The sequence below is a fragment of the Actinocrispum sp. NPDC049592 genome, assembly GCF_040675465.1.
Classification (GTDB): Bacteria; Actinomycetota; Actinomycetes; order Mycobacteriales; family Pseudonocardiaceae; genus Kibdelosporangium.
Genome location: NZ_JBFAPA010000010.1, coordinates 130,274 through 155,253, shown reverse-complemented (window position 1 = coordinate 155,253; position 24,980 = coordinate 130,274). Strand labels below are relative to the sequence as shown.

The following is a 24,980-nucleotide window of genomic DNA, read 5'->3' as shown; positions in this document are numbered from 1 at the left end:
GAGCGGCGTCGGTTGCCAGGGGAAAGAAGCCGGAACGGTCTCGGATCAGAACGTACGTGCGGTGAGTACGGTTCCCAGACCTGCCAGGCGAGCCACCCCCAGGACAATGGCAGTGACGTTCACTCTCGTCAGTTTCCGTGGAAGCGTCAAGGCGGTCATCCCTTGGGCGGCCGGAAATGGCAGCAGTTCAGCTGCCGGAACCCTGATAACGCGCCAACCCCATGTGCCACACCCGCAAGGCGATCGCGACGACGACCACTGCGGCGACCGGCGGACCGGCGACCAGCAACCACGACGGCAGACCGTCCTCGTGGTGCAGCAGCAACCGGGAGGGGTAGTAGTTGACGAACGCGAACGGCAGCAGCGTCGAGATCAGTTGCAGGAACCAGGTTCCGAAGATGTGCACGGGGTAGTGCTGGACGATCTCCTCGATCTCCTGCGTGCCGGACATGAACACGCTCGCGTGCATGGTCCAGAACGCGAGGCTGCACAACGCCAGCGAGATCCCGATCAGCAGAGCCGCTCCACAAAGGACGGTCACAGCCAGGTACGCGATCCGGGCGGCCGTCCACGGCAGGCCAAGCCGGTCGGCCGCCAGCACCACCCCGGCCACGCCCAGCAGGATGTGCGAGATGTCCTTCAGGTGCACCTTCTGCCCGAGCACCTGCACCAGCACCGGGACCGGCCGGATCAGCATCTGGTCGAGGGTGCCGTCCTGGACGTGCACCTCGATCTCGCGCAGGTGCATGGTGAACAACGACTGGATCCCCATCGACATCAGGAACATGCAGTACAGGAACACCACGTCCCACACGTTCCAGCCGCCCAGCCGCACGAACGTCCTGAGCAGCACACCGAGCAGCAGCATGTCGATGACGTTGATCAGGATGATCCCGACCGACATCAGCCACGTGTCGGCCCGGTAGACCCGCTGGCTCTTCACCGCCAGGCGCAGGTAGAGCCCGTAGTGCCGCAGCGCCCGGCGCAACTCGGTCATCTCACCCGCCCTGCACGACGATCTTGCGTCGGATCGCGCGCCAGGCCGCGGTGATCACGGCCAGGCCGACCGCGGTCCACACCACCTGCAGGCCCAGATCCCGCCACGCGTCGCCGCCCCGGACGTACCCGACGTAGATCGACAGCGGCGTGAAGTACACCGAACGGAACGGCAGCACCATGGTCAGGTCGCTCAACCACTGGGGGTACAGCCACAGCGGGATCCACACACCGGACAGCATGGTGATGACCGAGTGGTAGAGCACCATCAGGCCGTAGAGGTTCAGGGTGAGCATGACCAGCAGCCCGACCAGGAAGTTCAGGCAGAACACCAGCACGAACGACAACACCACGCTGACCGCGAACTGCGCGCCCGCCAGCGTGCTCGCCGGGCCGCCGATGCCGAACGCCACCGCGGCCACCGCCACGACCGGCAGCACGACCAGCCCCAGCACCACCAGGGACTCGCCGAGCCACAGGCAGAACAGCTGGTACGGCAACGACATCGGGCGCAGCAGGTCGCCGGTGATCAGCCCGGTCCGCACCCGTTTCGCGATCAGGTAGTGCGGCCCGTCCCACCAGCCCAGCAGCTCGCTCAGGATCGCCGACACCGCGCCATAGGCGATCATGTCCGGCAGCGGGATCGGGAAACTGCCGGGGGACACCGAATACAGCACCGACCAGACGGTGACCACGCCGAACATCTTGATCAACGTGTTCAGCAGGTGCACCCAGTAGCCGGCCGGGTAGGCCAGCCTGCGGCTGGCCCCCTGGCGGGCGAACGCCCGCATCAGCACCAGCCAGCGCGGCGCCCAGGTGTCCGCCGGCGCGGTCACCGGGAGCCGTCCAGCACCTTGGGAACCACGGCGGCCTTCGGGGTGTCGTCGTAGATCTCCCGGACGATGTCCTCGATCTGCGGCTCGCCGACGGTGAAGTCCCGCACCGGGTAGTGCCGCATCACATAGCCGGTGACCTCGGTGATCGGCAGGTCGTCGCGGCGGAACCGGACGCGCACCGACAGTTCGCTGTCGCGTTCGACGACCGCGCCGGGCACCCGGATCTCCCCGGGGACGTCCTGCGACAGTTCCAGCCGCACAGTCGTGTACGGCGCGAACCGGGCGATCGTCTCGGCCAGCGTGCCCTCGAACAGCTTGCCGCCGCGGTCGATCAGCACGATCCGGTCGCTGAGCAGCTCGATGTCCTGCAGGTCGTGCGTGGTCAGCAGGATCGTCACGCCGGTCTCGTCGCGGATCTGCTTGACGAACTCCCGCAGCCGGCTCTTCGCCGCGATGTCCAGGCCGATCGTCGGCTCGTCCAGGAACAGCACCCGCGGCCGGTGCAGGAACGCCGCCGCCAGATCGGCGCGCACCCGCTGGCCCAGGCTCAGCTGGCGGACCGGGGTGTTCAGGAACTCGGCCAGCCCGAGGACCTCGGTCACTGTGTCCATCATCCTGTCGAAGTCCGCGGCCGAGACCTCGTACACGTGCCGCAGCAACCGGTAGGTGTCGATCACCGGCACGTCCCACCACAGCGTCGTCTTCTGCCCGAACACCACACCCAGCTCACGCGCCACCCGCTTGCGGTCGCGGAACGGGTCCAGGCCGGCCACCCGGACGAACCCGCTGGTCGGCGCGAGAATGCCGCAGAGGCACTTCATCGTCGTCGACTTGCCGGCCCCGTTCGAGCCCAGCAGCCCGACTATCTCGCCCTCGGCCAGGCCGAACGACAACCCGGACACCGCCACGTGGATGTCCCAGGCCGGGCGGAACAGATTCCGGACCGGACCGGAACGCTCGTCCCTGCGCCGGATCCTGAAGTGCTTCGTCAGGTCGCTGACCTCGACCGTCTTCAATATCCCCCCAGCGGTCACCAATAACACACGTCGCGGACAGTCGCTCGATTGGATCGAATTCGCGCCATCCCCGTACCCGCATCCGCACACCCCAGACCGAATGCGGATCGGCGAACCGGCTGATCATCCTATGGGTGTCGGCCAGGCCCGCGCAATAGGTAACTGAATTGTCTCGTCCTTACCTAATTCTTGACTGATTGGCTCCCTTGTGCTGGTGCCCGGTATGCGGCATGATGACCACTTGTTATGACATCAGGGATGTTGTCAGGTGGCTACTGGGGAGTGCCGACGACAAATTAACCAGCCGGCGAACGGCTTTTCGCGTGCACGATTGAATTGAGCTGCACTTCGTTTGCGGGGGAATCATGCGGTCGGCAGCACTTTCAACCAACTGGGCAGGTCTTCGGCTGGTGGTCGAGCACACCCTGTCGAATGCGCAGGCAATTGCGGCCAGCACAGTCGAGTGGCTGCGCAAGAACCTCGACAAATGCAGACAGCTCGAACCCGGCGCGCTTCACGCGAGCGTGCACCGCATTGTGGCGATGATCGTGCAAAGCCTGTTCGAAACGAAGTACACCGAGTGCGAGATCGAGAACGCGCTCGTCCGGCCCGCATTGAATGACGGTATCTCGCGGACTCTGCTGCGGGCGATCTGCAAAGCCACCGCCTCGCAGACGTGGGCGGCCCTGTCCGACCGCGCCAACGAGGCCGAAAAGGAACTGCTGGTCAAGGGCGCCGCGGCCTTTTTCAGCGGCAGCCATCACATTCAGGACGCGATCAACCGCGGCGAACGAAAAGCGCAGTCCGGCGCCGAGGACTCCTCGGTCCGCCGCCGCGAGCTGACCCTGGCGCTGCTGCGCGGCGAACGGCCGGACGCCGGCGGCATGAACAGCGCCACCTACGCCGTCATCGTCGTGGGCAAACACCCCTGCGTCGCCGGGGACGCCTCGGTCGCCGACCACATCCGCCACGTCCATGAGAAGACCGGCGCGGACTGGCTCGTCGTCGAACAGCAAGACGTCGTCGTGCTGCTGGTCCCGGACGGCTCACCACACCCCGCGACCGCCCACGCCGGCCCCACCGCCGCCGCCCAGGCCGCGTTCGACGCGCTGCGCATCCCCCTGGTCGCCGGGTACGTGCTGCCCGAGATGCTCACCGACATCCCCGCCGCCGTCCGCGAGGCCCGCGAGACCGTGGCCACGGTCGCGGCGCTCGGCCGGGTCCGGCCCGGGCTCTACCGGCTGGACGACCTGCTGATCGAGGCGATGCTGCTGCGCTCCCGCGACCTGGCCCACCGGCTGGCGACCAAGGTGGCGCCCGTGGTCGACCTCGGCGAACAGGTCGTGGAGACGCTGGAGGCGTTCCTGGAGAGCGACTGCGAACGCCGGGAACTGGCCCGGCGGCTCTACATCCACCCGAACACGCTGAACTACCGGCTGCGGCGGGTGCAGGAGCTGACCGGGCTGTCCGTCTCCTCACCACGCGACCTGGGCATCCTCAAGACCGCCCTGGTGGCCCTGCGGATCACCGGAACCCGCACCGGCATGGCACCGGCCGGCCACGCGGTGGAGGTCCGGCAGTCGAACGTGGGCTGACGTGCGGGTCAGCGTCGTCATCCCGGCCTGGAACGAGCGGAACCGGTTGCGGCGCTTGCTGACCACGCTCGCGCACACCGTCGTCGACCCAGCCGACCGGATGGATGTGGTGGTCGTCGACGACGGCTCCACCGACGGCACCGGCGACACGATCGCCGCGCCCGCCAAGTGTGTGCGCTTGACGCGGTCGGGCCGGGCCGCGGCGCGCAACGCCGGTATCGCCGAGGCGACCGGCGAGCTGATCGTCCTGCTCGACGCGGACCAACTCGTCGGTCCGGCGTTCATCGCCGCACACATCCATGCCCACCGGCAGCGCGACGACCTCGTGGTGATCGGCCCGCGGCACGAACTCGCCGACGGGCCCATCGACGAAGACCGGCTCGCCCGCGGGTTCACCCTCGACGCCGTGCCGCCGGTGGCCCGCGGCGACGACCGCGAGCTGCTGCTGGCCGAACTGTCCGCCGACCTGAACGAGCTCGCGATCCGCTGGCACCTCATGTTCAGCTGCAACGTGTCCGTGCGCACCGAGCACCTGCGCGCCGTGGGCGGCTTCGACGAGGCGTTCACCGGCTGGGGCCTGGAGGACTGCGAACTGGGCTACCGCATGCACCAGCGCGGGATGACCTTCGCCTGGAACCCCGCCGCGACCACCTACCACCAGCAGGCCCAGCACATCGACGCGGACAAGTACGCCCAGTTCACCCGCAACCTCACCTACATGATCGGCAAACACCGGACACCCGAGGTCGCCCTGCAGGAGCTGATCGGCCGGGCCCTCGACCCAGCCGGCCACGCCACCTCCTGGCTGGAAGCCGCCCGGCGCTTCGAGATCGAGGCCCGCGCGCTGCGCCGGCTCAGCCCGCCCACAACTGGTCGATCAGCGGCCGCGACCGGTACGCACGCAACGACAACAGGCTGCCCGCACTGACCAGCAACGCGTCATTGCGGGTGACCAGCGCGGCCATCCGCAGATCACGCCAGTGCCGCTCGATGCTGCTCCCCGGCACCAGCGCGGGCGCACCGATATCGGCGACAACCCGGTCCACGACCCGGAAACACGTCTCCGACGCGCCCGCCTTCAGCAGGTTCGACCGGACGGTGATGTGCTCGTCCACCCGGTCACTGCCCGTCTCGCCGGGCAGTTCCCGTTGGTGGCGAAGCAAAGCACCCGTCACCGACTCCAGCTCCCACACCGTCGCGGCGAGCGAGGCCCGCGGGATCGTGCCGACCGCCTGCCTGCGGGCGAACCGCTTGCGCGCGGGCCCGCCGGTGGCCTCCTCGACGACCTGCGCGGCCGCCCCGACCCAGGACGCCGACCAACCCAGGTGCGCGAGCCTGCTCCAGCGCGCCTTCGCCGCACCGCGGAACCCGTCCGCCCCACCGATCAGCAGGTCCTCGTCACCATCGGCCGCTACCACGAGCGAACGGTTCTCGGTGGCCCGCATACCGGTCAGCGGTGTGCTTTTCCGCAGTCCCGCCTGCCCGCCGACCACGGCGGAGGTGGGCACCCACGCCATCGCGACCGCATCGGAGTCCCGCCGCCCCGCGGTCACCAGGAACGCCTGCGCGTGCCGGGCCGCGGACACGACCGGCGCCTCCCGCCGCAACCACCAAGACCCCGGCGAACTCCCCGGCACCAGCGCCGTGACCGCCGCGTCGATGCCGGGGAACAACGTGTCCGGACCGGGCCGCTCAGTGGTGACCGAGCACAGCAGGCCGCCGTCCTCGATCACCTTCCGGGCGGCCTTGCGGACCAGGGGAGAGCCGTGCCGGAACACCAGATCCGCCTGCTGGCAGTGCATCACCCAGACATACGCGGTCGACAGGCACGCCGCTCCCAGGCTCATCGCGACGGCGCAGAACCGGGCATCGGTGAACTCGAGGCCACCGTCCTGCCGTGGGACCATCGCCCGCAGCAAGCCGCTCCCGGCCAGATCGGCGACCGTCTCCGACGGGAACACCGCCTCGGCGTCGGCCTCTGGGGCGCGTTGGCCGATGCGTTCGATGGCCTCGGTGAGCGCGGACGGCAGGGTCATGTCGCGAACCTCCGCACCACCTCGAGCGTCGACTCGACGGTCGCGAACGTGTCCCCGGTCAGGTACTCGTCCGGGAAGAAGAAGTCCAGCTCGTCCTCCAGCAACGTCACCAGCTCCACCACCCGCAGCGAGTCCATCCCCATCTCCCACAACGGGGCCTGCGGCGGCAGGTCCACCGCCTCGCCGATCCCGCACACCCGGCGGATCGCCGACTCGGCCCGCGCGGTCACACCGTCTACGTCAGCCACAGGCACCTCGCACCATCGTCACTCTCGTCGCACTCAGCACGCGCTGACCGTCCACAACCACCTCGGCGGGCAACCGCCGCGACAGAAAACCCACCGCGGCGGCGGAAAGCCCGTACGCGCCCACGTTCGGCACCCGCACGATGTCCCCGGCCGCCACATCCAGCTCGATCTCCCGGTTGAGCACATCGAACGGCGTGCACAACGGCCCGGTCACCACCACCGGCCGGCTCCCACCCGCGGCCGACCCGCGATGCGCCACCTCGACATCCAGCGACGCCGGCAGCGTCCGCCCGCTGGCCTGCAAGCCCGCCACGGCGTTCACGCCCGCGTCCAGCACGACGTACCGCTTGCCCTTGGAGCACTTCACATCCAGCACCGTCGCGTACAGCGTGCCGGCCGGGGCGCTGAGGAACCGCCCGGACTCGAACACCAGCGCCGCCTCCGCCGCCGCGGGCACACCGTCCAGTTCGGACCGCAGCGCGGTGCGCAGCCCATCGAGGCTCGACCGGCCGGCCCGGCCGAACGGCGCGGCGAACCCGCCGCCGAGATCGAGCACCGACGGCCGGAACCCGTGCAGCTCAGCGCAGTCCCGCACGAACCGCAACGCATCACCGGCCGCGCCCGCGATCACCTCGACGTCCGGCTGGTTGGACATCGCGTAAACCTGGAACCCGGCGATGTCCCCGGCGCTCAGGTCGTGCACGGCCCAGTCCCGCAACAGCTCCACATCATCGATCCCGAACTGGCTCGGCCGCCCCGACATCGTCAGCGACGCGCCCCGCCGGTCCGAGGTCACGTTGACCCGCAACAAGATCCCGGCGAACCCACCGAGCCGTCGCACCTGCGTCAGTTCCCGGAGGCTTTCCGCGGTGACATAGCCACCCCACCGCCGCGCGAACTCGGCCAGCTGCGCCGCGGTCTTGCCCGGACCCGAGTAGATGATCGACGACGACGGCGTCCCGGCCGGGACCGACGACCACTCACCCTCGCTGCTCACCTCGACCCCCAGCCCGGACTTCAGGCAGGTCGCCACGACCTCCGGATGCGGGTTGGCCTTCAGCGAGTAGAACACCCGCGCGCCCTCGGGCAGCGCGCCCCGCAACCGTGCCGCCGAGGCACGCACCTCGGCCAGGTCATAGACGTAGAACGGGCTGCCCACCTCCGCCACCAGAGCGAGCACATCGTCGGCCGGAAGAGACATGTCAGCGCTCCTGTGCCTCGGCGAGCCCGCGCAACGCGGCCAGATCGACCTTGCCGCGGTCGTTGACCGGCAACCGGTCCAGCACCCGGATGTCGTTGGGCACCTTCCACGTGCCCACCAACTCCCCAAGGTGCCGCCGGACATCGGCTCGCGTCGCGGTGCCTTCCACGTACAGCACCGGTTCGCCCGCCCGGCCGGCCACCAGCGCGGCCGCGCCGACCGTCTCGAGCCCGGCCGCCGCACGCTCGATCTCGGCGGCCGACACCCTGGTCCCGCGGATCTTGACCTGCCCGTCCCGCCTGCCGTGCACGTACAACCGGCCCTCGGCATCGAAATGACCGTCGTCACCGGTCACCAGCTCGCGGATGCCCTGGCGTTCCCGGAAAGTGGCTCGCGTGCGGCCAGGATCGTTCCAATAGCCGGACATCACGTGCGGACCCCGCACGATCACCTGACCGATCTCGCCTCGCGCCGCCGGTCGCCCGTCCGCGCCCTCGATCCACACCGCCGTGCCGGGCAGCGGACGGCCGACTGTGCCCGGCGCCGCCAGATCCTCGTCCACCGCGGAGATCGTCGCCCGCTTACACTCGGTGAGCCCGTACATCGACACCAACCCTGTGTTGGGAAACAAGTCACGCAACGCCGCACGCGTGTCGTCATCCCAATGCGCGCCCGTACTGGTGATCAGGCGAACACCATCGCGAACCGAAGCCGGCCACCGGGCGGCAAGCGACATGCACGAGCGTGCGAGCGCGGGCAGCACCGGCAGAACGGTGGGACGCAACGAACTCGCCCGCGCGAACGTCGCCAGGGCGTCACCCGGGACGGCCACCGCGAGGCTCGCACCCGACACGGCAGCCAGGAATAGTTGGTACAGACCGTAATCGAACGAGAACGGCGGGATCGACAGCACCCGATCACCCGGCCGGTAGCCGAGCACCCGCTGAATGGCGCCGACACTGAACGACACCGCTTCCCGTTGGCAGACAACACCTCCCGGCCGCCCCGACGAGCCGGAGGTGTAGATCACCAAGGCGGGGTTCCCGGCCTGCGCGGCATCCCCGCCCGGGCCGGCCGCGGTGACCAGGTCGCCGTCGTGCTCGGTCAGGATCAGCTGTGGCGCGAAGTCGGCCTCGATCATCGCCCGCTGAGCGTCGCTGTACCGGTCGCCGATCACCGAAGCGGTCGCACCCAGACACGACACGGCGTAGACCGACAGCGCCGTCCGCAGGGCGCCGCGTACCGTGATCAGCACCCGGCTGCCCGGTCCGATCCCTTGTCCGGCAAGGGTTCGGGCGAAGTCCCGCACGCCGGACCACAACTGGGCGTAGGTGACATCGGCGCCGTTCTCGGTGATCGCGACCGCGTGCCGGCCGGCGGCCCGGCGCAGCAGCTCCGGCAGATGCGGCGCGTGCGCCACGGAACTCAGCACGGTCCCCCGATCCCCGGTCGATGATGCCTGCCCGGCAGTATGTTCACACCCCGGCCCGGTTGTAAAGCAGGGCAAAGACTTGGCATACAAGGAAAGCCAGCCTGTCGAACGGCTTGACACGCCACCGTCCGGCACGGGACGTTGCCAGCCGAGGTTCGGGTGGACGGACGGAGGACCAGTTCCTGATGGACGACAGCATCTCGGCCAGGAAGGTCGAGTCGGTGCTCGCACAGCATGACGCCATAACGGACACCGCGGTGTTCACCACGAGCCACGGGGCCCTGGGCCGGGCCACGGTGGCCGCGGTGACCGTCCAGTACGACGTCGCCGTGCGCGATCTGCACCTGTACGCCAGGAAAAACCTGTTCCCGCACGAGTTCCCGACCATCATCCTGGTCCTGCCCAGCCTGCCCAGGCACGCCGGCGGCGACATCATCGAACAGGACATCCTCGCGCTGCTCGACCGGCCCGGGCCGGCCCGGCACATCGCACCCCGGTCGGACGCCGAACGGGTGATGGCCGGGATCTGGGCCGAGGCCCTGCAGATGGGCGCCGTCGGCGTCGAGGAGAACTTCTTCGAGCTGGGCGGCGACTCGCTGGCCGCGATCGACATCGCCGCCCGCGCGAAGAGCTTGACCGGGGCCGAGATCGACGTGGCGGACATCTTCGACCGGCCCACCATCGCCGGACAGGCCGAACTGCTCGCCGAACGGGCCGAACTGCTCGGCGGGCAGGCCGCCCGGTGACCACCTTCCCGCTGTCGGTACCGCAGCAGCACATGTGGGAGTACCTGAGGTTCCTCAACCCGGCCGACCCCGGCCGCACGTGGATGAACCAGGTCCTGGCGTACCGCGTCAAAGGCCCGTTCGACGTGTCCCGGATGGAACGCGCGCTGAACACCCTGGCCGGCAGGCACGACGCGCTGCGGATCACGTTCACCGACCTCGGCCCCTCGCCCCGCCTGCGGATCACCCCCGAGCTGACGATCACACTGTCCCCAGTGGACCTGACCGCCCTGCCCGCCGACCGGCGCGAGGAAGCCGCCGTCGCCCTCGCGGCCGAAGCGGACACCTGGTCGTTCGACCTGGTGAACGGGCCGCTGATGCACGCCTCGGTGGCCACAGTGGACGAACAGGACCACCTGCTCGTGATCGCCCTGCACCACATGGTCACCGACGGCTGGTCCGGCTGGCTGCTGCGCAAGGAACTCACCGCGCTCTACTCCGGCCGCGCCCTGCCCGAGCTGCCCAGCGGCTACCGCGAGTTCGCGACCAGCCCCGGCAGGAACCCCGGGGAGTCGGTCGCGTACTGGTCCCGCCGGCTCGCCGGCGCCCCGCGTTCTCTCGACCTGCCAACGGATCGCCCACGCGAGACCATGGCCGGCTGCGACTACGCCTTCCACGCGTTGACCATCGACCCCGCCCTGGCCCGCGCCGTCGTGAGCCTGGCCAGACGCAGCCGGGTGAGCCTGTACGTGGTGTTCCTCAGCGCCTACCAGGCCCTGCTGCACCGCAAGACCGGCCGGCACGACATCGTGGTCGGCTCGATCTTCGCCCAACGCACCGACAGCACCACCACCAGCCTCATCGGGTTGTTCAACAACGTCGTCTTCTTCCGCACCCAGGTCGACCCGTCCGCCACCTTCGCCGAACTGGTCACCCAGGTCTCCCGCACCACCCGGGACGCCTACGCCCACGTCGGACCGTTCCAGGAGATCGCCCGGAGCCTGTACCCCGGTTTCGACGCCGAACGCCCCTGGCCGGCGCAGAACCTCTACCACGCCTGGCTGCAGTTCGCCGTCCCGCCGGACGTCACCCGGCACCCCGGAGACCTGGAGCTCGACTGGTTCCGCTACGACCTGCCCGACCCGGTCAGCCAACCGCTGTCCCCGGCCCAGCACCGCCTGCTGGCCAAGGAGAACCCGAGCTTCGAGCTGCACGCCAACGGCGGGGGAGGGCTGATCCAGTACAACCGGCACCTGTTCGACGAGAAGACCATCGCGGGCCTGGCCGACGACCTGATGGCCATCCTCGCCGCGGCGACCGAGAACCCCGCGATCCGGATCGAGGACCTGCCCGTGGCACTGGCGGGTGACTGATGGAGTACGTCGACTGCGACTACAGCGAAGGAGCGGGCTCCGGCGACGCCCAGCTGTCCTGGGCGCAGCGGTTCATGTGGGACGCCATCGCCGCCACCGGAGCGGTGTCCGCCGAATGGGACATGGTGTTCGAACGCGAGTTCCCGCACCCGCTCCCGCTCGAAGCCGCGCTGGATCTGGTGCGCCGCTTCGTTCTGCGCCACCCCGTGCTGCGGACCGCGATCACGCTGTCCCCGGACGGCACGCCCGTTCAGCACGTTCGCGCTTCGGGAACCGTTGGGGTGGCATTGTTCCGTGGCTCGTACACCGGACGCGACCAGCTGTGGGGCCTGATCCCGGACACCACACCGGCCGAACCGTTCGTGCCGGTGCTGTACATGGCCGGTGCGCAGGCCGTGCGGCTCGCGGTCGCGGTCAGCCACTTCTCCACCGACGGCTGGGGACGTCAGCTGCTGAAAGACGATCTGCTCGCCCTTCCCCTCGAAGACACGGCGGACGTGGTCCCCAGCACGCCCTCACCGATCGACCTGGCCCGGTTCGAAAGCTCCGAGGAAGGCGCGGCGGCCGAGCGCAAGGCGATGAAGTTCGCGGGCGCCCGGTACGCGAGCTGCCTGCCCACCGCGTGGCTACGGCACCGTTGCCCGCCAGAGCCGGTCCGGTTCTGGTACGGCGAACTGCGTTCGTCCGCCCTGCTCGCGGCGATGGACCGGCTCTCGCGATCCAAACGCGTCGTCCGCGCCGGAATGCTGAACGGGAGCCTCGCCGCCGTGGCCGCCGCACGCGCGGGCCTTGCCGCCGCGACGCTGTTCGCCATCTCCAGCAACAGGTTCAGCCCGGCCTGGCGGGACTACCCCGGCCCGCTCGCGCAGGAGGCGATCCTGCACGTGCCGATCAAGGACACCGTCGTGGACACGATGCGGGCCGCCGCGGCCGAGTCGATGCGCTCCATGCAGTGCGCCCGCTACGCGCCCGCCGCCATGAAGGCACTCTTCGAGCAGGCCGAATGGGAACGCGGGGTCTGCTTCGACAAACTCGGCTCGGCCATCGTGGTGAACCTGATGGCCGGCGAAACGAGCACCAGCCCCGCGCCCACCCCCACGTCGACCACGTTCCGCTGGCTGCGCAACACCGGCAACGAGAACCTGGCCTTCTACGTCGACGCCGCCCAGGAAGGCCCGGAGTTCGTGCTGCAGGTCCGCCTCGACACCACCCGGATGACCCGCGCCGAGGCCGAAGCCTGGCTGCGCACGGTCGAATGGGCGATCGTGGCGAGCGCCGAGCGCGATGTCCCCGCCGGTGAGGTCCGCACTCATCTGGCCGCGCTGCTCGGCGCCGCGGACAACGGGGAGGGCTGGGCCGGGGAAGGCCACCGCCTGCTCATGGCCGGGTGTGAAAAGGTGGTCCGCGCGGCGACCGGCGCCGACGAGGTGCACCTCGAACGAGACACCTGCTACGTGGTGAACCCGAAGCGCGCCACCACTCCCGCGGAAATGCACAAGGCGGTCATGGCCGCTTTGCCCGACGCGCAACCCGCCGTGGCGCCGCAGTGGTACGTCGTCGTGCCGGCCGGGCTGGACCGGTCGCGGTGGTCCGGGTTGCCGGCCGTCAGTGGCCGGTGAGCATTCCCGGCGCTTTCAGTGTTGTGTGCAACTGATCGGGACTCGCACTTGAACAGGCCCGGAAGCGGTTCCGGCCGAGGTTATCGCGCCAGGTAACGACTACCGCTGTGGCTGGCGACGGATCGATTTGTTGCTGGCCACAAAACCCTCACCATGCAATGCCGGCCCGTTCGAACGTGAGTAAGAATGATCTTGTCATTCTGTGCTGCACAATAAATCTTGGGGGATTTATCGATGGCACATCCCGAAGCCGGCGGGCGCCTGACACGTGTCCACGAGTTCGCCGCTGACGACAATACAGGTAATTCCGAAAACAATGAACCGGTTGTGCACGTTTCCATCAGTTCGCTCAAGCTGACCGATTCGCCGCGGCTGGACGGCGAGGACCCCGCGCACACCCGGCTGCTCGCGGAGGTGACCGGCCCGCTGCCACCGATCCTGGTGCACCGGCCCACGATGCGGGTCATCGACGGCGAGCACCGGCTGCGCGCGGCCCTGCTGCGCGGCGAGCGCACCCTGGCCGTCCGGTTCTTCGACGGCGACGAGGACCGCGCGTTCCTGCTGTCGGTCCAGGCCAACCTCGCCCACGGGCTGCCGCTGTCGCTGGCCGACCGCAAAGCGGCCGCGCTGCGCGTCATCGAACGGCACCCCGACTGGTCGGACCGCGGCATCGCCGCGGCCGTCGGGCTGGCCGACAGCACCGTGGCCGGCATCCGGCAGAACACGGCCACCGGCAACGGAGAACCCACCGCGCGCATCGGCCGCGACGGCCGGGTCCGCCCGATCGACTCGACCCAGGGCCGGCTGCGCGCGAGCCGGGTCCTGGCCGACAAGCCGCACGCATCCCTGCGGGAAATAGCGAAGGAGGCAGGCATAGCGGTTGGCACGGCGCGCGATGTGCGCGACCGCGTCCGCCGTGGAATGGACCCTGTTCCCGGCAATGACCGCAAAGACGCCACCATCGACACCAGCACATCGGCGAGCCAGCCGGTCGAACCCGCGCCGAAACTCGGCCCGCCTTTCCCACGCGGCAAGCTCACCGGCCTGGCGACGACCCTGCAGTCGTTGAAAAACGATCCGTCGCTCCGGTTCTCCGACACCGGCCGGCGCCTTTTGCGCTGGCTGAACGGACACGCCGTGTGGCCCGAGGACGAGGCCTGGCTGGTCTCGTCGGTCCCGCCGCACTGCACCGTGCTGGTCGCCGACATCGCCAGGCAGTACGCCGAGATGTGGCAGGAGTACGCGGAAGTCCTGGAACAACGCAGCCAGCAAGCGATGTGACACGGCCCGCACCGGCGGCCTACCGGTGCGGCCCCGCACTCCGGTCGCGGTTGTTCGCCGGTCAGCGGAGGAGTTTGTGGTAGGCGGCCGAAACTCGGGTCGCCACTGCGGTCCAGCTGAGTTCACGCTCGGCCCGGCGCAGCCCTTCGAGGCCCATCGCCGTTCGCCGCGCGGAGTCCGTGATCAACTCGGTCAGTGCGGCGGCGATCACGTCCGGGCGCGGCTGTACCACCAGGCCGTCGACGGTGTGCCGGACCACTTCGCGGGCGCCGGGGAAGTCTCCGCTGACCACCGGCTTGGCCATCGACCACGCTTCGGCGAACACGACCGGGAACACGTCCGCGCTCGACGGCAGGCACAGCAGGTCGGCCGCCGCGATCGCGTCCCGCTTGAGGTGCTCGTGCACGACCCCGAGGTCGAGCAGCCGGCGATCGGCACGCCGCTCGAACGCCGCGGCGGCGCCGGGTTCGGCGTTGGCACCGGCGAAGGCGAACACGGTCTCGGGCACGGCACGCCACACCAGCGGCATGCTCTCCAGCAGCCGCCGATAGCCCTTGAACGCGACTCGCCGCCCGACGAACAACACCAGCGGACCGTTCACGCCGTACGTCCGGCGGAAGGCGGCCGGGTCGGGCGTGCCGGTGAGGTCGGGGGCCATCGGGATGCGCACGATCCGCCCCGGATCTACGCCCTTGCCCACAAGAGCCTTGTCCTCGCTGCCGGTGATGCTGAACACCACGTCCGCCTGCCGGCACAGCCGATCCCCGCCGGCCGGGTCCGGCCACACCGAGCTGTCGGTCGCGGGGGTCAACGCGAACGGAACGCCATACCGCTGGGCCAGCCGCCGGCCGTGCTCGACCGCCGCGGGCTTGCCCAAGTCGAACGCGTGCACCAGATCGGCGGGTGCGTGGCTGCCCGCTGGGAGAACGCGGACGTCCGCCGCGGGCGGTGAGTCGGTCACGACGGTGAGATCACAACCGTGCCGGGCAAGGTGTTCGGCGGTCCGCCAGCCCATCCGCTCGGCCCCGGAATGCGTGCCCGGGTAGGCCCCGAAAGTCACCAGGACGCTGGTCACCGCGCGTACCACGAGGAGGTCAGCCGCAACCCCTCGTCCAGGCTGACCCGAGGCTGGTACCCGGTCAAAGCGCGCAGTGCGGTCAGATCCGGCAGCCGCCGGTCCGGCGAACCCGGCGGCGGGGCGTGGACCTCGACCCGGGGATCGACCCCGACCACCGAGAACACCCGCGCGGCGAGATCCCGGGCGGTGATCTCCTCGGTGTCATTGCCGATGTTCACCACCACCTGCGCCGCCGCACACGTCGCCGCCGCGATCGTCGCCGACACAGCGTCGGCGACGTAGCAGTAAGCGCGGGTCTGGTCGGCGCCGTAGATCGGGAACGGGTCCACCCCGTCCAGCGCCCGGCGCAGGAACTGGGGAATGACATGGGAATTGCCCATCCGGGGACCGTAAACGTTGTGGTAGCGCCCGATCCGGACCGGGAAGTCCTTGGCGTGCTGCATCACCAGCAGCTCACCGGTCACCTTGCTGAGCGAGTACGACGTCCGCGGCGCCCACGGATCCGTTGCCACATAAGGCACACCCTCGGGCGCGGGCAGACCGGACAGGCCCGCCGCGACCGCCCCGTCGGCGACCTCACTGGTGGAACTGAAGAACAACATCCCCGGCGGCCGCGACGAACAGAAGTCGAGCAGGTTCAACGTCGACAACACGTTGGTCCGCAACACATGCACCGGGTCGCCGATGGTCCGCTGCACACCCACGACCGCGGCCAGGTGGTACACGCCATCGAAACAACCGGCCAGCAGACCGGCGGGGATCGGCAGCCGCAGATCGTGCTCCACCACCTGAGCGTGCTGCCGCAGACGTTCGAAATCACTGTCGGGCCGGCCGCGGGAGAAGTCGTCCAGGATCACGACCTCCGCACCGGCGGCGAGCAGCCGCGCGGCGAGGTGGTGACCGACGAACCCGCCGCCGCCGGTGATCAGCACCCGCTCAGCCACGGCCGAACCGCACGTAGTTGATGCCTTCGGCGCCGGCCAGCGCGTCCTCGGCGATACCCCACATGTCGAGCACCAGACGCGGTCCCCGCATCAGCGAACGCACCTGCTCCGCGGTGATGTCCCGGTAGCCGGGATGATCCACCAGCAACAGAGCGCCGTCGGTGTCCCGAAGACCATCCGCCAAGCTCATCGGCTCGAACCCGAGCTGCCGCACTACCTGGTCCGGGACCAGGAAATCGTGCCCGGCCAGCGTCTTGACGTCACTGCCCAGCAGCCGCGCGACCGTACTGCTGGCCGCGCCCCGCACATCGTCGGTCGCCGGCCTGCCCTTGTACGCCATCCCGCACACCAGGACCTTCGACTCCGCGAACGGCCGCCCGGACAACCGGGTCAGCTGCTCGGTGAACCGCTCGACGGTCCGCGCGGGAACGTCCTCGTTGAGCCGCCGCGCCGCCGCCACCATCGGCGGCGAGTACCCGGCCGCGGCCGACGAATGGATCAACAGGTACGGATCCTTGGTCAGGCAGCTGCCGCCGACATACCCGGGCAGCGAGATGTCCGGCCGCGGATAGCCGGCGTTGGCCGACCGGATCACCTCGCGCGCGTCCAGGCCGAGCGCGGTCGCCATCAGCGCGACCTCGTTGCCGAAGCCATAGATCAGATCCGTGTGCGCGTTGCCGACGAGCTTGATCATCTCCGCGGTCTCCGGCGACGACACCGCGACCCGCCGCTCGGTCAGCGCGGAGTGCAGCGAGTCGGCCGCGGCCAGGGAACGCGCGTCGAGCGGGCCGATGACCTGCGGGAGGCTGCGCATCTCGGCCAGCGCGGTGCCCTGGATCAGCCGTTCCGGGCAGAACGCCAGCATCGGCCGATCGGCTTTCGCCCGAAGCCTCGGCAGCACCAGTGACCGGGATGTGCCGACCGGGACCGTGCTTCGCACGACCACCAGCGTGTCCTCGCCCATGTGCCCGGCGGCCACGTCCGCCGCCGCCCGCAACTGGGTCAGGTCGGGCCGCAGGGTCTCCGGATCCGTTGGGGTGCCGACACAGATGATGATCGCGCGGGGCGGCCCGCCGGTCGGCGGTGACTCGGCGACGGTGAGCATCCCGTCCGGGAGCCCGCGCAGTGCCTCGTCGAGACCGGGCTCGAAGAAGGGGGCCTGCCGGGCCTGGACGGCGTCCCGGACGGCGGGGTTGGCCTCGACACCGGCCACTTGAACACCGGCCGCGGCGAGGGACACCGCGAGGGGCAGGCCGACGTAACCGAGACCGACCACTGTGACGTACTCAGCCATGCCGGTGATCGTACGGACACCCGGCCGATCCGCCTATCACAGTCCACAAAGGACTTGAAGTGTGCATCCCTTGTCCCCAACGGCGATCGCTGGCACGCTGGACGCCTGCACGGTCTCTCGCAAGTGGACCGGCGGACGCGAACCGGGGCTGGTTCCCGCACCGCGGCCCCGGCTTCGCTACTGTGCCGGAAATGAGCCGAACGCAGGACTGGGACCGGCCGATCCTGGTCCGGGACGCCAGCGAGAACAACCTCCGCTCGGTCACCGTCGAGATCCCGCGCCGGGCCATCACCGTGGTCACCGGCCCGTCCGGCAGCGGCAAGTCCTCGCTCGCCTTCGACACGATCTTCGCCGAGGGGCAGCGGCAGTACCTGGAAAGCCTGTCACCGTTCCAGCGGCGCGGCTTCGACCAGCTGCCCAAGCCCAAGGTCACCGCGATCACCGGCCTCGGCCCGGCGATCGCGGTCCGCCAGCACATCCCCGGCCGCAACCCCCGCTCGACCGTCGGCAGCATCACCGAGATCGGCAACCTGATCCGCCTGCTCTACTCCCGCGCAGGCGAACACTCCTGCCTGACCTGTGGCAACGACGTCGCCCCGCGCAGCCCCGACGAGCTGATCGCCGCCGCCATCGCGGCCATCGGCAGCCGTCCGGCGGTGATCAGCCTGGTCAAAAGGTCCTCCCTGGCCACCGGCGAGGTCGTGCGCAAGCAACTGTCCAGCCAGCCGGGGGAGCGGACCACCGACGAGCTGATCGCCGTCCTGCGCAAGTGTTTCGCCTACGCCATGCGCACCCCCGACGCGCTCGTCGCGGTCGAACCCGCCGGGCAACCGGTCCGGTACCTCGACAGCGGCTGGATCTGCGAACACTGCGGCCGGGTCGCGCTGGCCACCTCCTCGCAGTTCTTCAGCCCCAACTCACCCGAGGGCATGTGCCCGGCCTGCGAAGGCCTCGGCAACCGGTTCGAGGTGTCCGACGATCTGCTCGTGGCCGACGAGGACGCCTCCATCCGGGCCGGCGCCCTGTCGTTCTACGGCGACCGCCGCCGCGAACCCAAGAAGACCTACTGGCCGATGCAGGAACTGCCCAAGCTCCTCGGCCTGTTCGGCTCCACAGTGGACACCGTCTGGCGGGACCTCTCGCCCGCGCTGCGGGAGCTGATCCTGCGCGGCCGCACCGAACACCCGCTGTCCGACGAGGTCAAGGCCTACCTTGCCGGCCGCACCGACACCGGGCTCACGCCGAACATCGAGCGGCTGTTCCGCGGCGCCTCCACCCTGGACCGCAAGGAGTTCTACCAGCAGTACATGATCGCCGTGCCCTGCACGGAATGCGGCGGCAGCAGACTGACCCCCGACGCGCTCGCTGTGCGGCTCAACGGCGACACCATCGTGCGCACGATGGGCCGCCCGGTGCGGGAACTGCCCGCCTGGCTCGACGGGGTGCTCGCGCTCGACATGCCGCCGATCGTCGCGGCCGCGGTCAAACAGATCGACGCCGAACTGCGCCGCAGGACCGAGCACGTCCTGCAGGTCGGCCTCGGCTACCTCGCCCTCGACCGCCCGGTGCCGACCCTGTCGGCGGGCGAGGGACAGCGGCTGCGGATCGCCAAACAACTCGGCAGCACCCTGATCGACCTCGTCTACGTCCTCGACGAACCCTCGGTCGGCCTGCACCCCGCCGACACCGGCCGGCTGACCACGAGCCTGCGCAGGCTGTGCGACCTCGGGAACACGGTCATCGTCGTCGAGCACGACGCCGAAGTCATGCGCGGCGCGGACAACCTGGTCGACGTCGGTCCCGGCGCCGGTGAACTCGGCGGCCGGATCGTGGCCACCGGCTCCCCGGCCGAGCTGATCCGCTCCGGCGACACCGCGACCGCCCGCTACCTGCGCGGCGAACTCGTCATCGGCCGCACCACCGAACGCCGCGCGCCACGCCCCGGCGAAGACCTCACCATCACCGGGGCGCGCCTGCACAACCTGCGGGACGTCACCGCCCACTTCCCGCGTGGGCTGCTCACCTGCGTCACCGGGCCCAGCGGCAGCGGCAAGAGCTCCCTGGTCAGCGGCCTGCTCCAGCGCGCCGCCACGCTCGCCATCGACACCGGCCGCGTCCCATCCGGCCCGTTCACCGAACTGACCGGGTACGACTCGTTCAACCGCCTGGTCAGCGCCGCACAGGACCCGATGGGCCGCAACTCACGGTCCATCCCCGCCACCTACGTCGGCATCTTCGACGACATCCGCAGGCTGTTCGCCCGGCTGCCGGTATCGGTCACCAACCGCTGGTCCACCGCGAACTTCTCGTTCAACGCCGAGGCAGGCCGATGCTGGACCTGCCGAGGCAGCGGCGAACAGACCATGGAACTGCACTTCCTGCCCGACGTCGCCGTCCCGTGCCCGCGGTGCGCCGGACGGCGCTACAACGACGATGTCCTCGCGGCCAAATGGAACGGGCACTCCATCGCCGACATTCTCGACCTCGACGTCAGCACCGCCATCGACGTCTTCGCCGACGAACCCAAGATCGGCCACGTGCTCGAGGTGCTCGGCGACATCGGCCTCGGCTACCTGCGCCTCGGCCAGAGCGCCGTCACCCTCAGCGGCGGCGAGGCACAACGCCTCAAGCTCGCCCGCGAACTGTGCCGCGACAGCCGGGACGCACCCACGCTCTACATCCTCGACGAGCCGACCAGCGGGCTGCACGCCGTCGACGTGGCCGTGCTGGTCGAGTTCCTGCACCGGCTCGTCGACGCCGGCCACACCATGATCGTCATCGAGCACAACGCCGACGTGATCGCCGCCGCGGACTGGGTCGTCGACCTCGGACCCGGCAGCGGCGCCGACGGCGGCAGGATCGTCGCCCAAGGCACACCGGAGGACATCGCGGGCAACGAGCACAGCGCGATGGCGCCGTTCCTGCGGCGGGCACTGGGTCTGTGAACCACTGCGCGGCCGAACCACCGAGCCGCTGAACTTGGCGGTGCCGGCCGGAGTCGTGCAACACTGCGGCAGCTGCACATTTCCCGCTTGCCCGCCACAGTTGTTGCCCAGTGGGGAGATCGGCACTTCCATGACCAAATCTCTGTCACCCGTGCGATTCAGGCTGCCCGACAACGACGCCCTCGTGTCCGCGCGGAAGGTCGCGGTCCTCGCGGCCGGCCACGCCGGCGAAGCCGACCGCAACGCGGAATTCCCCGCCGACGCGGTCTCGGCGCTCGCCGGCAACCGGCTGCTGGCCGCGGTCGTCCCCGAGACGGCGGGCGGGCTCGGCCTCGGGTTGTCCGTTCTGGCCCAGGTGGCGACGGAGCTGGCACGCGGATGTGGCTCCACCGCGATGATCTGGGCCATGCACCAGATCATGCTGGCCTGCGCGGTCCGCCACGGCGGACCGGCGGACGTGGTGTCCACTGTGGTCTCCGGCAACCAGCTGCTGGCGTCGGTCACGAGCGAGAAAGGCATGGGCGCCGAGCTGTCCCGGGCGAACGCCGCCATCCACAACGGCCGCAGCCTGGAAAAGGAAGCCCTCACGGTGTCCTACGGCGAACACGCCGGCGCGTTCCTGATCCTCGCCCGGCGCGCCCCCGACGCCGAACCGGACGACATCGTCGCCGTCGTGGTTCGCCGCGACCAGGTCGAGCTGACCAGGACGGGGACCTGGAACCCGATGGGCATGCGCGGCACCTGCAGCCCGCCGTTGCGGATCAAGGCCGAGTTCGAGCCTGGCCAGGTCCTCGGCGATCCATTCCGGACGGTCAAGAGCCGCACCCTGGTCCCGATGTCCCAGATCCTGTGGTCGGCGGTGTGGATCGGCCTGGCCACCGAGGCGCTCGACCGGGCCGCGAAAGCCGTGGACACCCGGGGAAAACGGTCCGGCACCACCGTCCTGGACCACCGGATGGCCTGGGGCGACCAGCTCCTGCTCGGCCTGGAGACCCAGCTCGCCGACGCCGTCAGGTGGTGTGAGGAGGTCTGGGCCGGGCAGCGGATCCCCGGCAGACGGTTCGCCGCCCGGTTGAACGCGTTGAAACTGGCCGCGTCCACCAACGCCGTCACCATCGCCCAGCAGGCCATGGCCATGTGCGGCTTCCCCGGCTACCAGGAGGACGGGCCGCTGTCCATCGCCCGGATCCTGCGCGACCTCTACTCGGCGCAGGTCATGGTCTCCAACGACCGGCTGCTCGACGCCAACGCCGCCACCGCGCTGACCGGCCGCCTCACCTACCCGGAATAGGTTACCGGGCAACGGATCCTGGTTGCCGCGACGGCACCGCGTTGCCAGAATTCGCGCCATGACCTCTGTCTCGGACGGTATCGCGCTGATCGACCTCGCCGGCTGGCGGGAGCACCGGGACGAGAACGTCGCACGGAGGCTGCTGGAAGCGTTCCGGGACACCGGGTTCGCGCAGATCACCGGGCACGGCGTGGCGGAAACGACACGCACAGCCGTTTTCGACGCCGCCCAGCGGCTGTTCGCGTTGGGCGACGAGGAACTCGACATTGTGCACAACCGGCACGCCGGCCACTGCCGCGGCCACGTCCGGCTCGACGAGACACCCGGCCCCGGCCCGCGCTACGAGACCTTCGACCTCGGCCTCGACCTGCCGGACACGTACCAGGGGCCGGGCCGTGCCCTGCGGACCACCGCGAACCTGTGGCCGCGCCTGGACCGGTTCCGGTCCGATGTGGAGCGTTACCGGGCCGCGGTCCGGTCACTCGCCGACAGCGTGCTCAGCGCGATCGCGGTCGCCTTGGACCAGCCCGCGGACTTCTTCCTGGAGCGATGCCGCGAACCGCACGCCCTGCTGCGGTTGCTGCACTATCCACAACAGCCGCACCTGCCCGAAGGCTCGCTGAGCGTGGGACGGCACAGCGACTACGAAGCCGTGACCGTGCTCGCCCAGGACAGTGTTGGCGGACTGCAGGTGCGCGGCCCGCGGGGCGGCTGGATCGACGTCCGGCCGGTGCCCGGCGCGTTCGTCCTCAACGCGGGGGAGATGCTCACCAGGTGGACCAATGGGCTGCTGCCCGCCACCCCGCATCGCGTGCTCAGCCCCCGGGACCAGGACCGGTACTCGGTCGCGTTCTTCTACGCCACCAGCTTCGAGGTGGTGATCGAACCGATCGGCGGCCCCGCCGCGAACCTCTACGAGCCGATCACCACCGGGAGCTACCTGGACCGGCGCTTCGGCGAGGTCGGCAACTGAGCTCAGCCGGCGGCGTGCACCGTGCCCGCGGTGCCGTCCACGACGATCCGCATGCCGTCGGTGATCACGTCGGTGCCCGTCCTGGTGCCCACGACGCAGGGAATACCCAGTTCCCTGGCCAGGATCGCCGGATGGGAGGCCAGCCCGCCGCGGTCGGTGACCAGCGCGGCGGCGTGCTCGATCATGTCCGCGAAGGTCAGCGGATCGGTGATCACCGTGACCAGGATGTCCCCGGCGGCCAGCTCCGCGCCGGCCGGGTTGTCGCGGTACACCCGCGCCCGGCCCGTCGCGATACCGGGGCTCGCGGGAGTTCCGCTGACAAGAGGTGGCTGCACGACCGCGAGCCTAGCCCGCGTGCAACCGCGTGGAACACGCAGTTGCACGCCGGCCGCAGCTGGACGTCCTCTGTGGACAGTCGCGTGCGATCGCGTGCCCTATCCGGCCCGTGCGGCGGTGGTTATTCTCCGGTTCGTGGGGCCGTCCGCCCGATGACTGTGTTGATGTGGCTGGGGAATCCGACACGGGAGGCCAGTTGATGACGACCGAGGTGTCCACCGCGAACGGCCGGGTGCGGGGCGCTGTCGTCGATGGTGTGCACGTGTTCAAGGGCATCCCGTACGGCGCCACGACCACCGGCGACGGGCGGTTCGCGCCACCCCGGCCCGCCGCGGCGTGGACCGGGGTGCGCGACGCGACCGAGTTCGGTCCGGCCAGCCCGCAGTTGCCGACCGCGCTGCGCCCCGGCGACGCGCCGATCCTGGCCGCCCTGTTCGACGCGCCCCTGAAACACCCGCAGAGCGAGGACATGCTCACGGTCAACGTGTGGAGCGCCGGCCTGGACGGCCCGGCGAACCGGCCGGTGATCGTGCACCTGCACGCGGGCGCGTTCCAGTTCGGCTGGGCGTCCTGGCCCATGTACGACGGCGCGAACCTCGCCCGCGACGGCGACGCCGTGGTCGTCAGCCTGACCTACCGCCTTGGCGTGCTCGGCTTCCTCTACCTCGCCGAACTCGGCGGCCCCGACTTCGCCCACTCCGGCAACATCGGCCTGCTCGACGTCCTGGCCGCGCTGGGCTGGGTCCGGGACAACATCGCCGCGTTCGGCGGCGACCCCGGCAACGTGACCATGGTCGGCGACTCGGCCGGCGCGGGCGTGGTGACCGGCCTGATGGCCCTGCCCGAGTCACGCGGCATGTTCCACCGCGCGTTCACCATCAGCGTCGGCGGTTCCTCCGGTGTCCAGCCCGGGCAGGCGACCACGGTCGCCGAGACGATCGTCAAGGAACTCGGGTTCAGCCGCGGCGACGACCTGGCACCACTGCGGGAGATCCGGGCCAGCAGGCTGGTCCGCGCCCAGATCGCCGCCAGCGCCCGGCTCGGCGAGTTCACCTTCGGCGGCTCGTTCCGGTTCGGGCCGGTGATCGACGGCCTGCACCTGACCGACAGCCCGCTGAACATCGCCGTGCGCGGCGACGCGATGGACATCCCGCTGATGCTCGGCAGCACCAAGGACGAGTTCACCCTGCTGGCCGCGGACATGGCCGCCGGACTCGACGAACCACAAGCCCGCCAGATCGCCCAGACCATGATGGGCGACTACGGCGAGACCGTCCTGGACACCTACTGGAGCCGCCGGCCCGGCGCCACTCCCGGCGACGTCATGCTCGCGATCTGGTCGGACTCCACCAGGGTCGCCACCCTGCGGATCGCCGACGGGCACGTCACCCACGGCACCAACCCCGTCTACACCTACCTGTTCACCTGGGAAAGCCCGGTCCACGGCGGGAAGTACGGCGCCACCCACATCCTCGACTCGCCGTTCTGGTTCAACAACGTCGACGCGGCCCCGATCACCGGCGACGGCCCGGACCGCCGGGCACTGGCCGACCGGATGAGCAAGGCCCTGATCGCGTTCGCCCGCACCGGGAACCCCAACCACTCCGGCCTGCCGCACTGGCCCGCCTACCGCATTGGCGACCGGCCCACGATGGTCATCGACACCACCTGCGAACTGCGGCTCGACCCGTACGGCGCCGAACGGGAAGTGCTCACCCAGGTGTCCGCGCGCGAGCTCAGCCACCGCGGGCTGTAGGAGGC

At 70.0% G+C, this 24,980-nt stretch carries 21 protein-coding genes; 10 read left to right on the top strand and 11 right to left on the bottom strand.

Going from position 1 to position 24,980, the window contains the following annotated elements; genetic code table 11:
* Positions 1-187 precede the first annotated feature (187 nt).
* The 3 genes from AB0J95_RS25470 to AB0J95_RS25460 are packed head-to-tail and all read right to left on the bottom strand — an operon-like array spanning position 188 to position 2,866.
* The gene (locus tag AB0J95_RS25470) at positions 188-997 is read right to left on the bottom strand and encodes an ABC-2 family transporter protein (protein ID WP_364762522.1); all 810 of its coding nucleotides are present in this window, start codon (positions 995-997) and stop codon (positions 188-190) included.
* Between the two features lies 1 nt (position 998).
* Positions 999-1,832: a hypothetical protein gene (locus AB0J95_RS25465; RefSeq protein ID WP_364762520.1), complete on the bottom strand. Its 834-nt coding sequence runs from the start codon at positions 1,830-1,832 to the stop codon at positions 999-1,001.
* Entirely contained in the window at positions 1,829-2,866 is a 1,038-nt protein-coding gene (locus AB0J95_RS25460; protein WP_364762517.1) for an ATP-binding cassette domain-containing protein, read from the bottom strand. The genes AB0J95_RS25465 and AB0J95_RS25460 overlap by 4 nt, the downstream gene beginning before the upstream one ends.
* A gap of 392 nt (positions 2,867-3,258) precedes the next feature.
* Here AB0J95_RS25460 and AB0J95_RS25455 point away from each other — a divergent pair, with 392 nt between their 5' ends.
* The gene (locus tag AB0J95_RS25455) at positions 3,259-4,443 is read left to right on the top strand and encodes a helix-turn-helix domain-containing protein (protein WP_364762514.1); all 1,185 of its coding nucleotides are present in this window, start codon (positions 3,259-3,261) and stop codon (positions 4,441-4,443) included.
* 1 nt (position 4,444) lies between these two features.
* Positions 4,445-5,371, top strand: a complete 927-nt coding sequence (locus AB0J95_RS25450; protein WP_364762511.1) for a glycosyltransferase — start codon at positions 4,445-4,447, stop codon at positions 5,369-5,371.
* On the opposite strand, the gene AB0J95_RS25445 is transcribed toward AB0J95_RS25450, so the two are convergent.
* The 4 genes from AB0J95_RS25445 to AB0J95_RS25430 are packed head-to-tail and all read right to left on the bottom strand — an operon-like array spanning position 5,298 to position 9,360.
* Positions 5,298-6,479 (bottom strand): acyl-CoA dehydrogenase family protein, encoded by a 1,182-nt coding sequence (locus AB0J95_RS25445; protein ID WP_364762508.1) that lies wholly within the window; start codon positions 6,477-6,479, stop codon positions 5,298-5,300. The genes AB0J95_RS25450 and AB0J95_RS25445 overlap by 74 nt on opposite strands.
* Positions 6,476-6,727, bottom strand: a complete 252-nt coding sequence (locus AB0J95_RS25440; RefSeq protein ID WP_364762505.1) for a phosphopantetheine-binding protein — start codon at positions 6,725-6,727, stop codon at positions 6,476-6,478. The genes AB0J95_RS25445 and AB0J95_RS25440 overlap by 4 nt, the downstream gene beginning before the upstream one ends.
* Entirely contained in the window at positions 6,720-7,928 is a 1,209-nt protein-coding gene (locus AB0J95_RS25435) for a type III PLP-dependent enzyme (protein WP_364762502.1), read from the bottom strand. The genes AB0J95_RS25440 and AB0J95_RS25435 overlap by 8 nt, the downstream gene beginning before the upstream one ends.
* Before the next feature lies 1 nt (position 7,929).
* On the bottom strand, positions 7,930-9,360 hold the full coding sequence (locus AB0J95_RS25430; RefSeq protein WP_364762499.1) for a class I adenylate-forming enzyme family protein: 1,431 nt from the start codon (positions 9,358-9,360) through the stop codon (positions 7,930-7,932).
* Positions 9,361-9,545: 185 nt separating this feature from the next.
* Here AB0J95_RS25430 and AB0J95_RS25425 point away from each other — a divergent pair, with 185 nt between their 5' ends.
* The 4 genes from AB0J95_RS25425 (at position 9,546) to AB0J95_RS25410 (ending at position 14,358) form a co-directional block, all read left to right on the top strand.
* Positions 9,546-10,106 carry a phosphopantetheine-binding protein gene (locus tag AB0J95_RS25425; RefSeq protein ID WP_364762496.1) on the top strand — a complete coding sequence of 187 codons (561 nt, stop codon included), beginning with the start codon at positions 9,546-9,548 and terminating at the stop codon, positions 10,104-10,106.
* Positions 10,103-11,458: a condensation domain-containing protein gene (locus AB0J95_RS25420; RefSeq protein WP_364762493.1), complete on the top strand. Its 1,356-nt coding sequence runs from the start codon at positions 10,103-10,105 to the stop codon at positions 11,456-11,458. Before AB0J95_RS25425 ends, AB0J95_RS25420 begins: the two co-directional genes overlap by 4 nt.
* Positions 11,458-13,077 carry a hypothetical protein gene (locus AB0J95_RS25415; protein ID WP_364762490.1) on the top strand — a complete coding sequence of 540 codons (1,620 nt, stop codon included), beginning with the start codon at positions 11,458-11,460 and terminating at the stop codon, positions 13,075-13,077. The genes AB0J95_RS25420 and AB0J95_RS25415 overlap by 1 nt, the downstream gene beginning before the upstream one ends.
* A 327-nt stretch (positions 13,078-13,404) precedes the next feature.
* Entirely contained in the window at positions 13,405-14,358 is a 954-nt protein-coding gene (locus AB0J95_RS25410) for a ParB N-terminal domain-containing protein (RefSeq protein WP_364762487.1), read from the top strand.
* 61 nt (positions 14,359-14,419) lie between these two features.
* Here AB0J95_RS25410 and AB0J95_RS25405 read toward each other — a convergent pair whose 3' ends face one another.
* Genes AB0J95_RS25405 through AB0J95_RS25395 form a run of 3 tightly spaced genes read right to left on the bottom strand, consistent with a single transcriptional unit; the run spans position 14,420 to position 17,674 of the window.
* A complete protein-coding gene (locus tag AB0J95_RS25405) occupies positions 14,420-15,433 on the bottom strand; it encodes a glycosyltransferase family 4 protein (protein ID WP_364762484.1) in 1,014 nt (337 codons plus the stop codon).
* Positions 15,430-16,380 (bottom strand): NAD-dependent epimerase/dehydratase family protein, encoded by a 951-nt coding sequence (locus AB0J95_RS25400; RefSeq protein WP_364762481.1) that lies wholly within the window; start codon positions 16,378-16,380, stop codon positions 15,430-15,432. The genes AB0J95_RS25405 and AB0J95_RS25400 overlap by 4 nt, the downstream gene beginning before the upstream one ends.
* A complete protein-coding gene (locus AB0J95_RS25395; protein ID WP_364762478.1) occupies positions 16,373-17,674 on the bottom strand; it encodes a nucleotide sugar dehydrogenase in 1,302 nt (433 codons plus the stop codon). Before AB0J95_RS25395 ends, AB0J95_RS25400 begins: the two co-directional genes overlap by 8 nt.
* 191 nt (positions 17,675-17,865) lie before the next feature.
* On the opposite strand from AB0J95_RS25395, the gene AB0J95_RS25390 reads away from it, so the two are divergent.
* The 3 genes from AB0J95_RS25390 to AB0J95_RS25380 all read left to right on the top strand — a co-directional run bounded on the left by AB0J95_RS25390 (position 17,866) and on the right by AB0J95_RS25380 (position 22,883).
* Entirely contained in the window at positions 17,866-20,619 is a 2,754-nt protein-coding gene (locus AB0J95_RS25390; RefSeq protein WP_364762475.1) for an excinuclease ABC subunit UvrA, read from the top strand.
* 151 nt (positions 20,620-20,770) lie between these two features.
* Positions 20,771-21,910, top strand: a complete 1,140-nt coding sequence (locus tag AB0J95_RS25385; protein WP_364762472.1) for an acyl-CoA dehydrogenase family protein — start codon at positions 20,771-20,773, stop codon at positions 21,908-21,910.
* A 58-nt stretch (positions 21,911-21,968) separates the two neighbouring features.
* Entirely contained in the window at positions 21,969-22,883 is a 915-nt protein-coding gene (locus tag AB0J95_RS25380) for a 2OG-Fe(II) oxygenase family protein (protein WP_364762469.1), read from the top strand.
* Positions 22,884-22,885: 2 nt separating this feature from the next.
* Here the strand turns inward: AB0J95_RS25380 and AB0J95_RS25375 are convergent, their stop codons facing one another.
* A complete protein-coding gene (locus AB0J95_RS25375) occupies positions 22,886-23,218 on the bottom strand; it encodes a PEP-utilizing enzyme (RefSeq protein WP_364762466.1) in 333 nt (110 codons plus the stop codon).
* A gap of 200 nt (positions 23,219-23,418) precedes the next feature.
* Between AB0J95_RS25375 and AB0J95_RS25370 the strand changes: the two genes are divergently transcribed.
* Complete coding sequence (locus AB0J95_RS25370) at positions 23,419-24,975, top strand: carboxylesterase family protein (RefSeq protein WP_364762463.1); 1,557 nt, start codon at positions 23,419-23,421, stop codon at positions 24,973-24,975.
* Positions 24,976-24,980 lie beyond the last annotated feature (5 nt).

Excerpts from the sequence above, each read along its gene's own strand:
- AB0J95_RS25425 (WP_364762496.1), top strand. The coding sequence starts at position 9,546 with ATGGACGACAGCATCTCGGCCAGGAAGGTCGAGTCGGTGCTCGCACAG.
- AB0J95_RS25390 (WP_364762475.1), top strand. The coding sequence starts at position 17,866 with ATGAGCCGAACGCAGGACTGGGACCGGCCGATCCTGGTCCGGGACGCC.
- AB0J95_RS25415 (WP_364762490.1), top strand. The coding sequence starts at position 11,458 with ATGGAGTACGTCGACTGCGACTACAGCGAAGGAGCGGGCTCCGGCGAC.
- AB0J95_RS25370 (WP_364762463.1), top strand. The coding sequence starts at position 23,419 with ATGACGACCGAGGTGTCCACCGCGAACGGCCGGGTGCGGGGCGCTGTC.
- AB0J95_RS25395 (WP_364762478.1), bottom strand. The coding sequence starts at position 17,674 with ATGGCTGAGTACGTCACAGTGGTCGGTCTCGGTTACGTCGGCCTGCCC.
- AB0J95_RS25380 (WP_364762469.1), top strand. The coding sequence starts at position 21,969 with ATGACCTCTGTCTCGGACGGTATCGCGCTGATCGACCTCGCCGGCTGG.
- AB0J95_RS25470 (WP_364762522.1), bottom strand. The coding sequence starts at position 997 with ATGACCGAGTTGCGCCGGGCGCTGCGGCACTACGGGCTCTACCTGCGC.
- AB0J95_RS25445 (WP_364762508.1), bottom strand. The coding sequence starts at position 6,479 with ATGACCCTGCCGTCCGCGCTCACCGAGGCCATCGAACGCATCGGCCAA.
- AB0J95_RS25435 (WP_364762502.1), bottom strand. The coding sequence starts at position 7,928 with ATGTCTCTTCCGGCCGACGATGTGCTCGCTCTGGTGGCGGAGGTGGGC.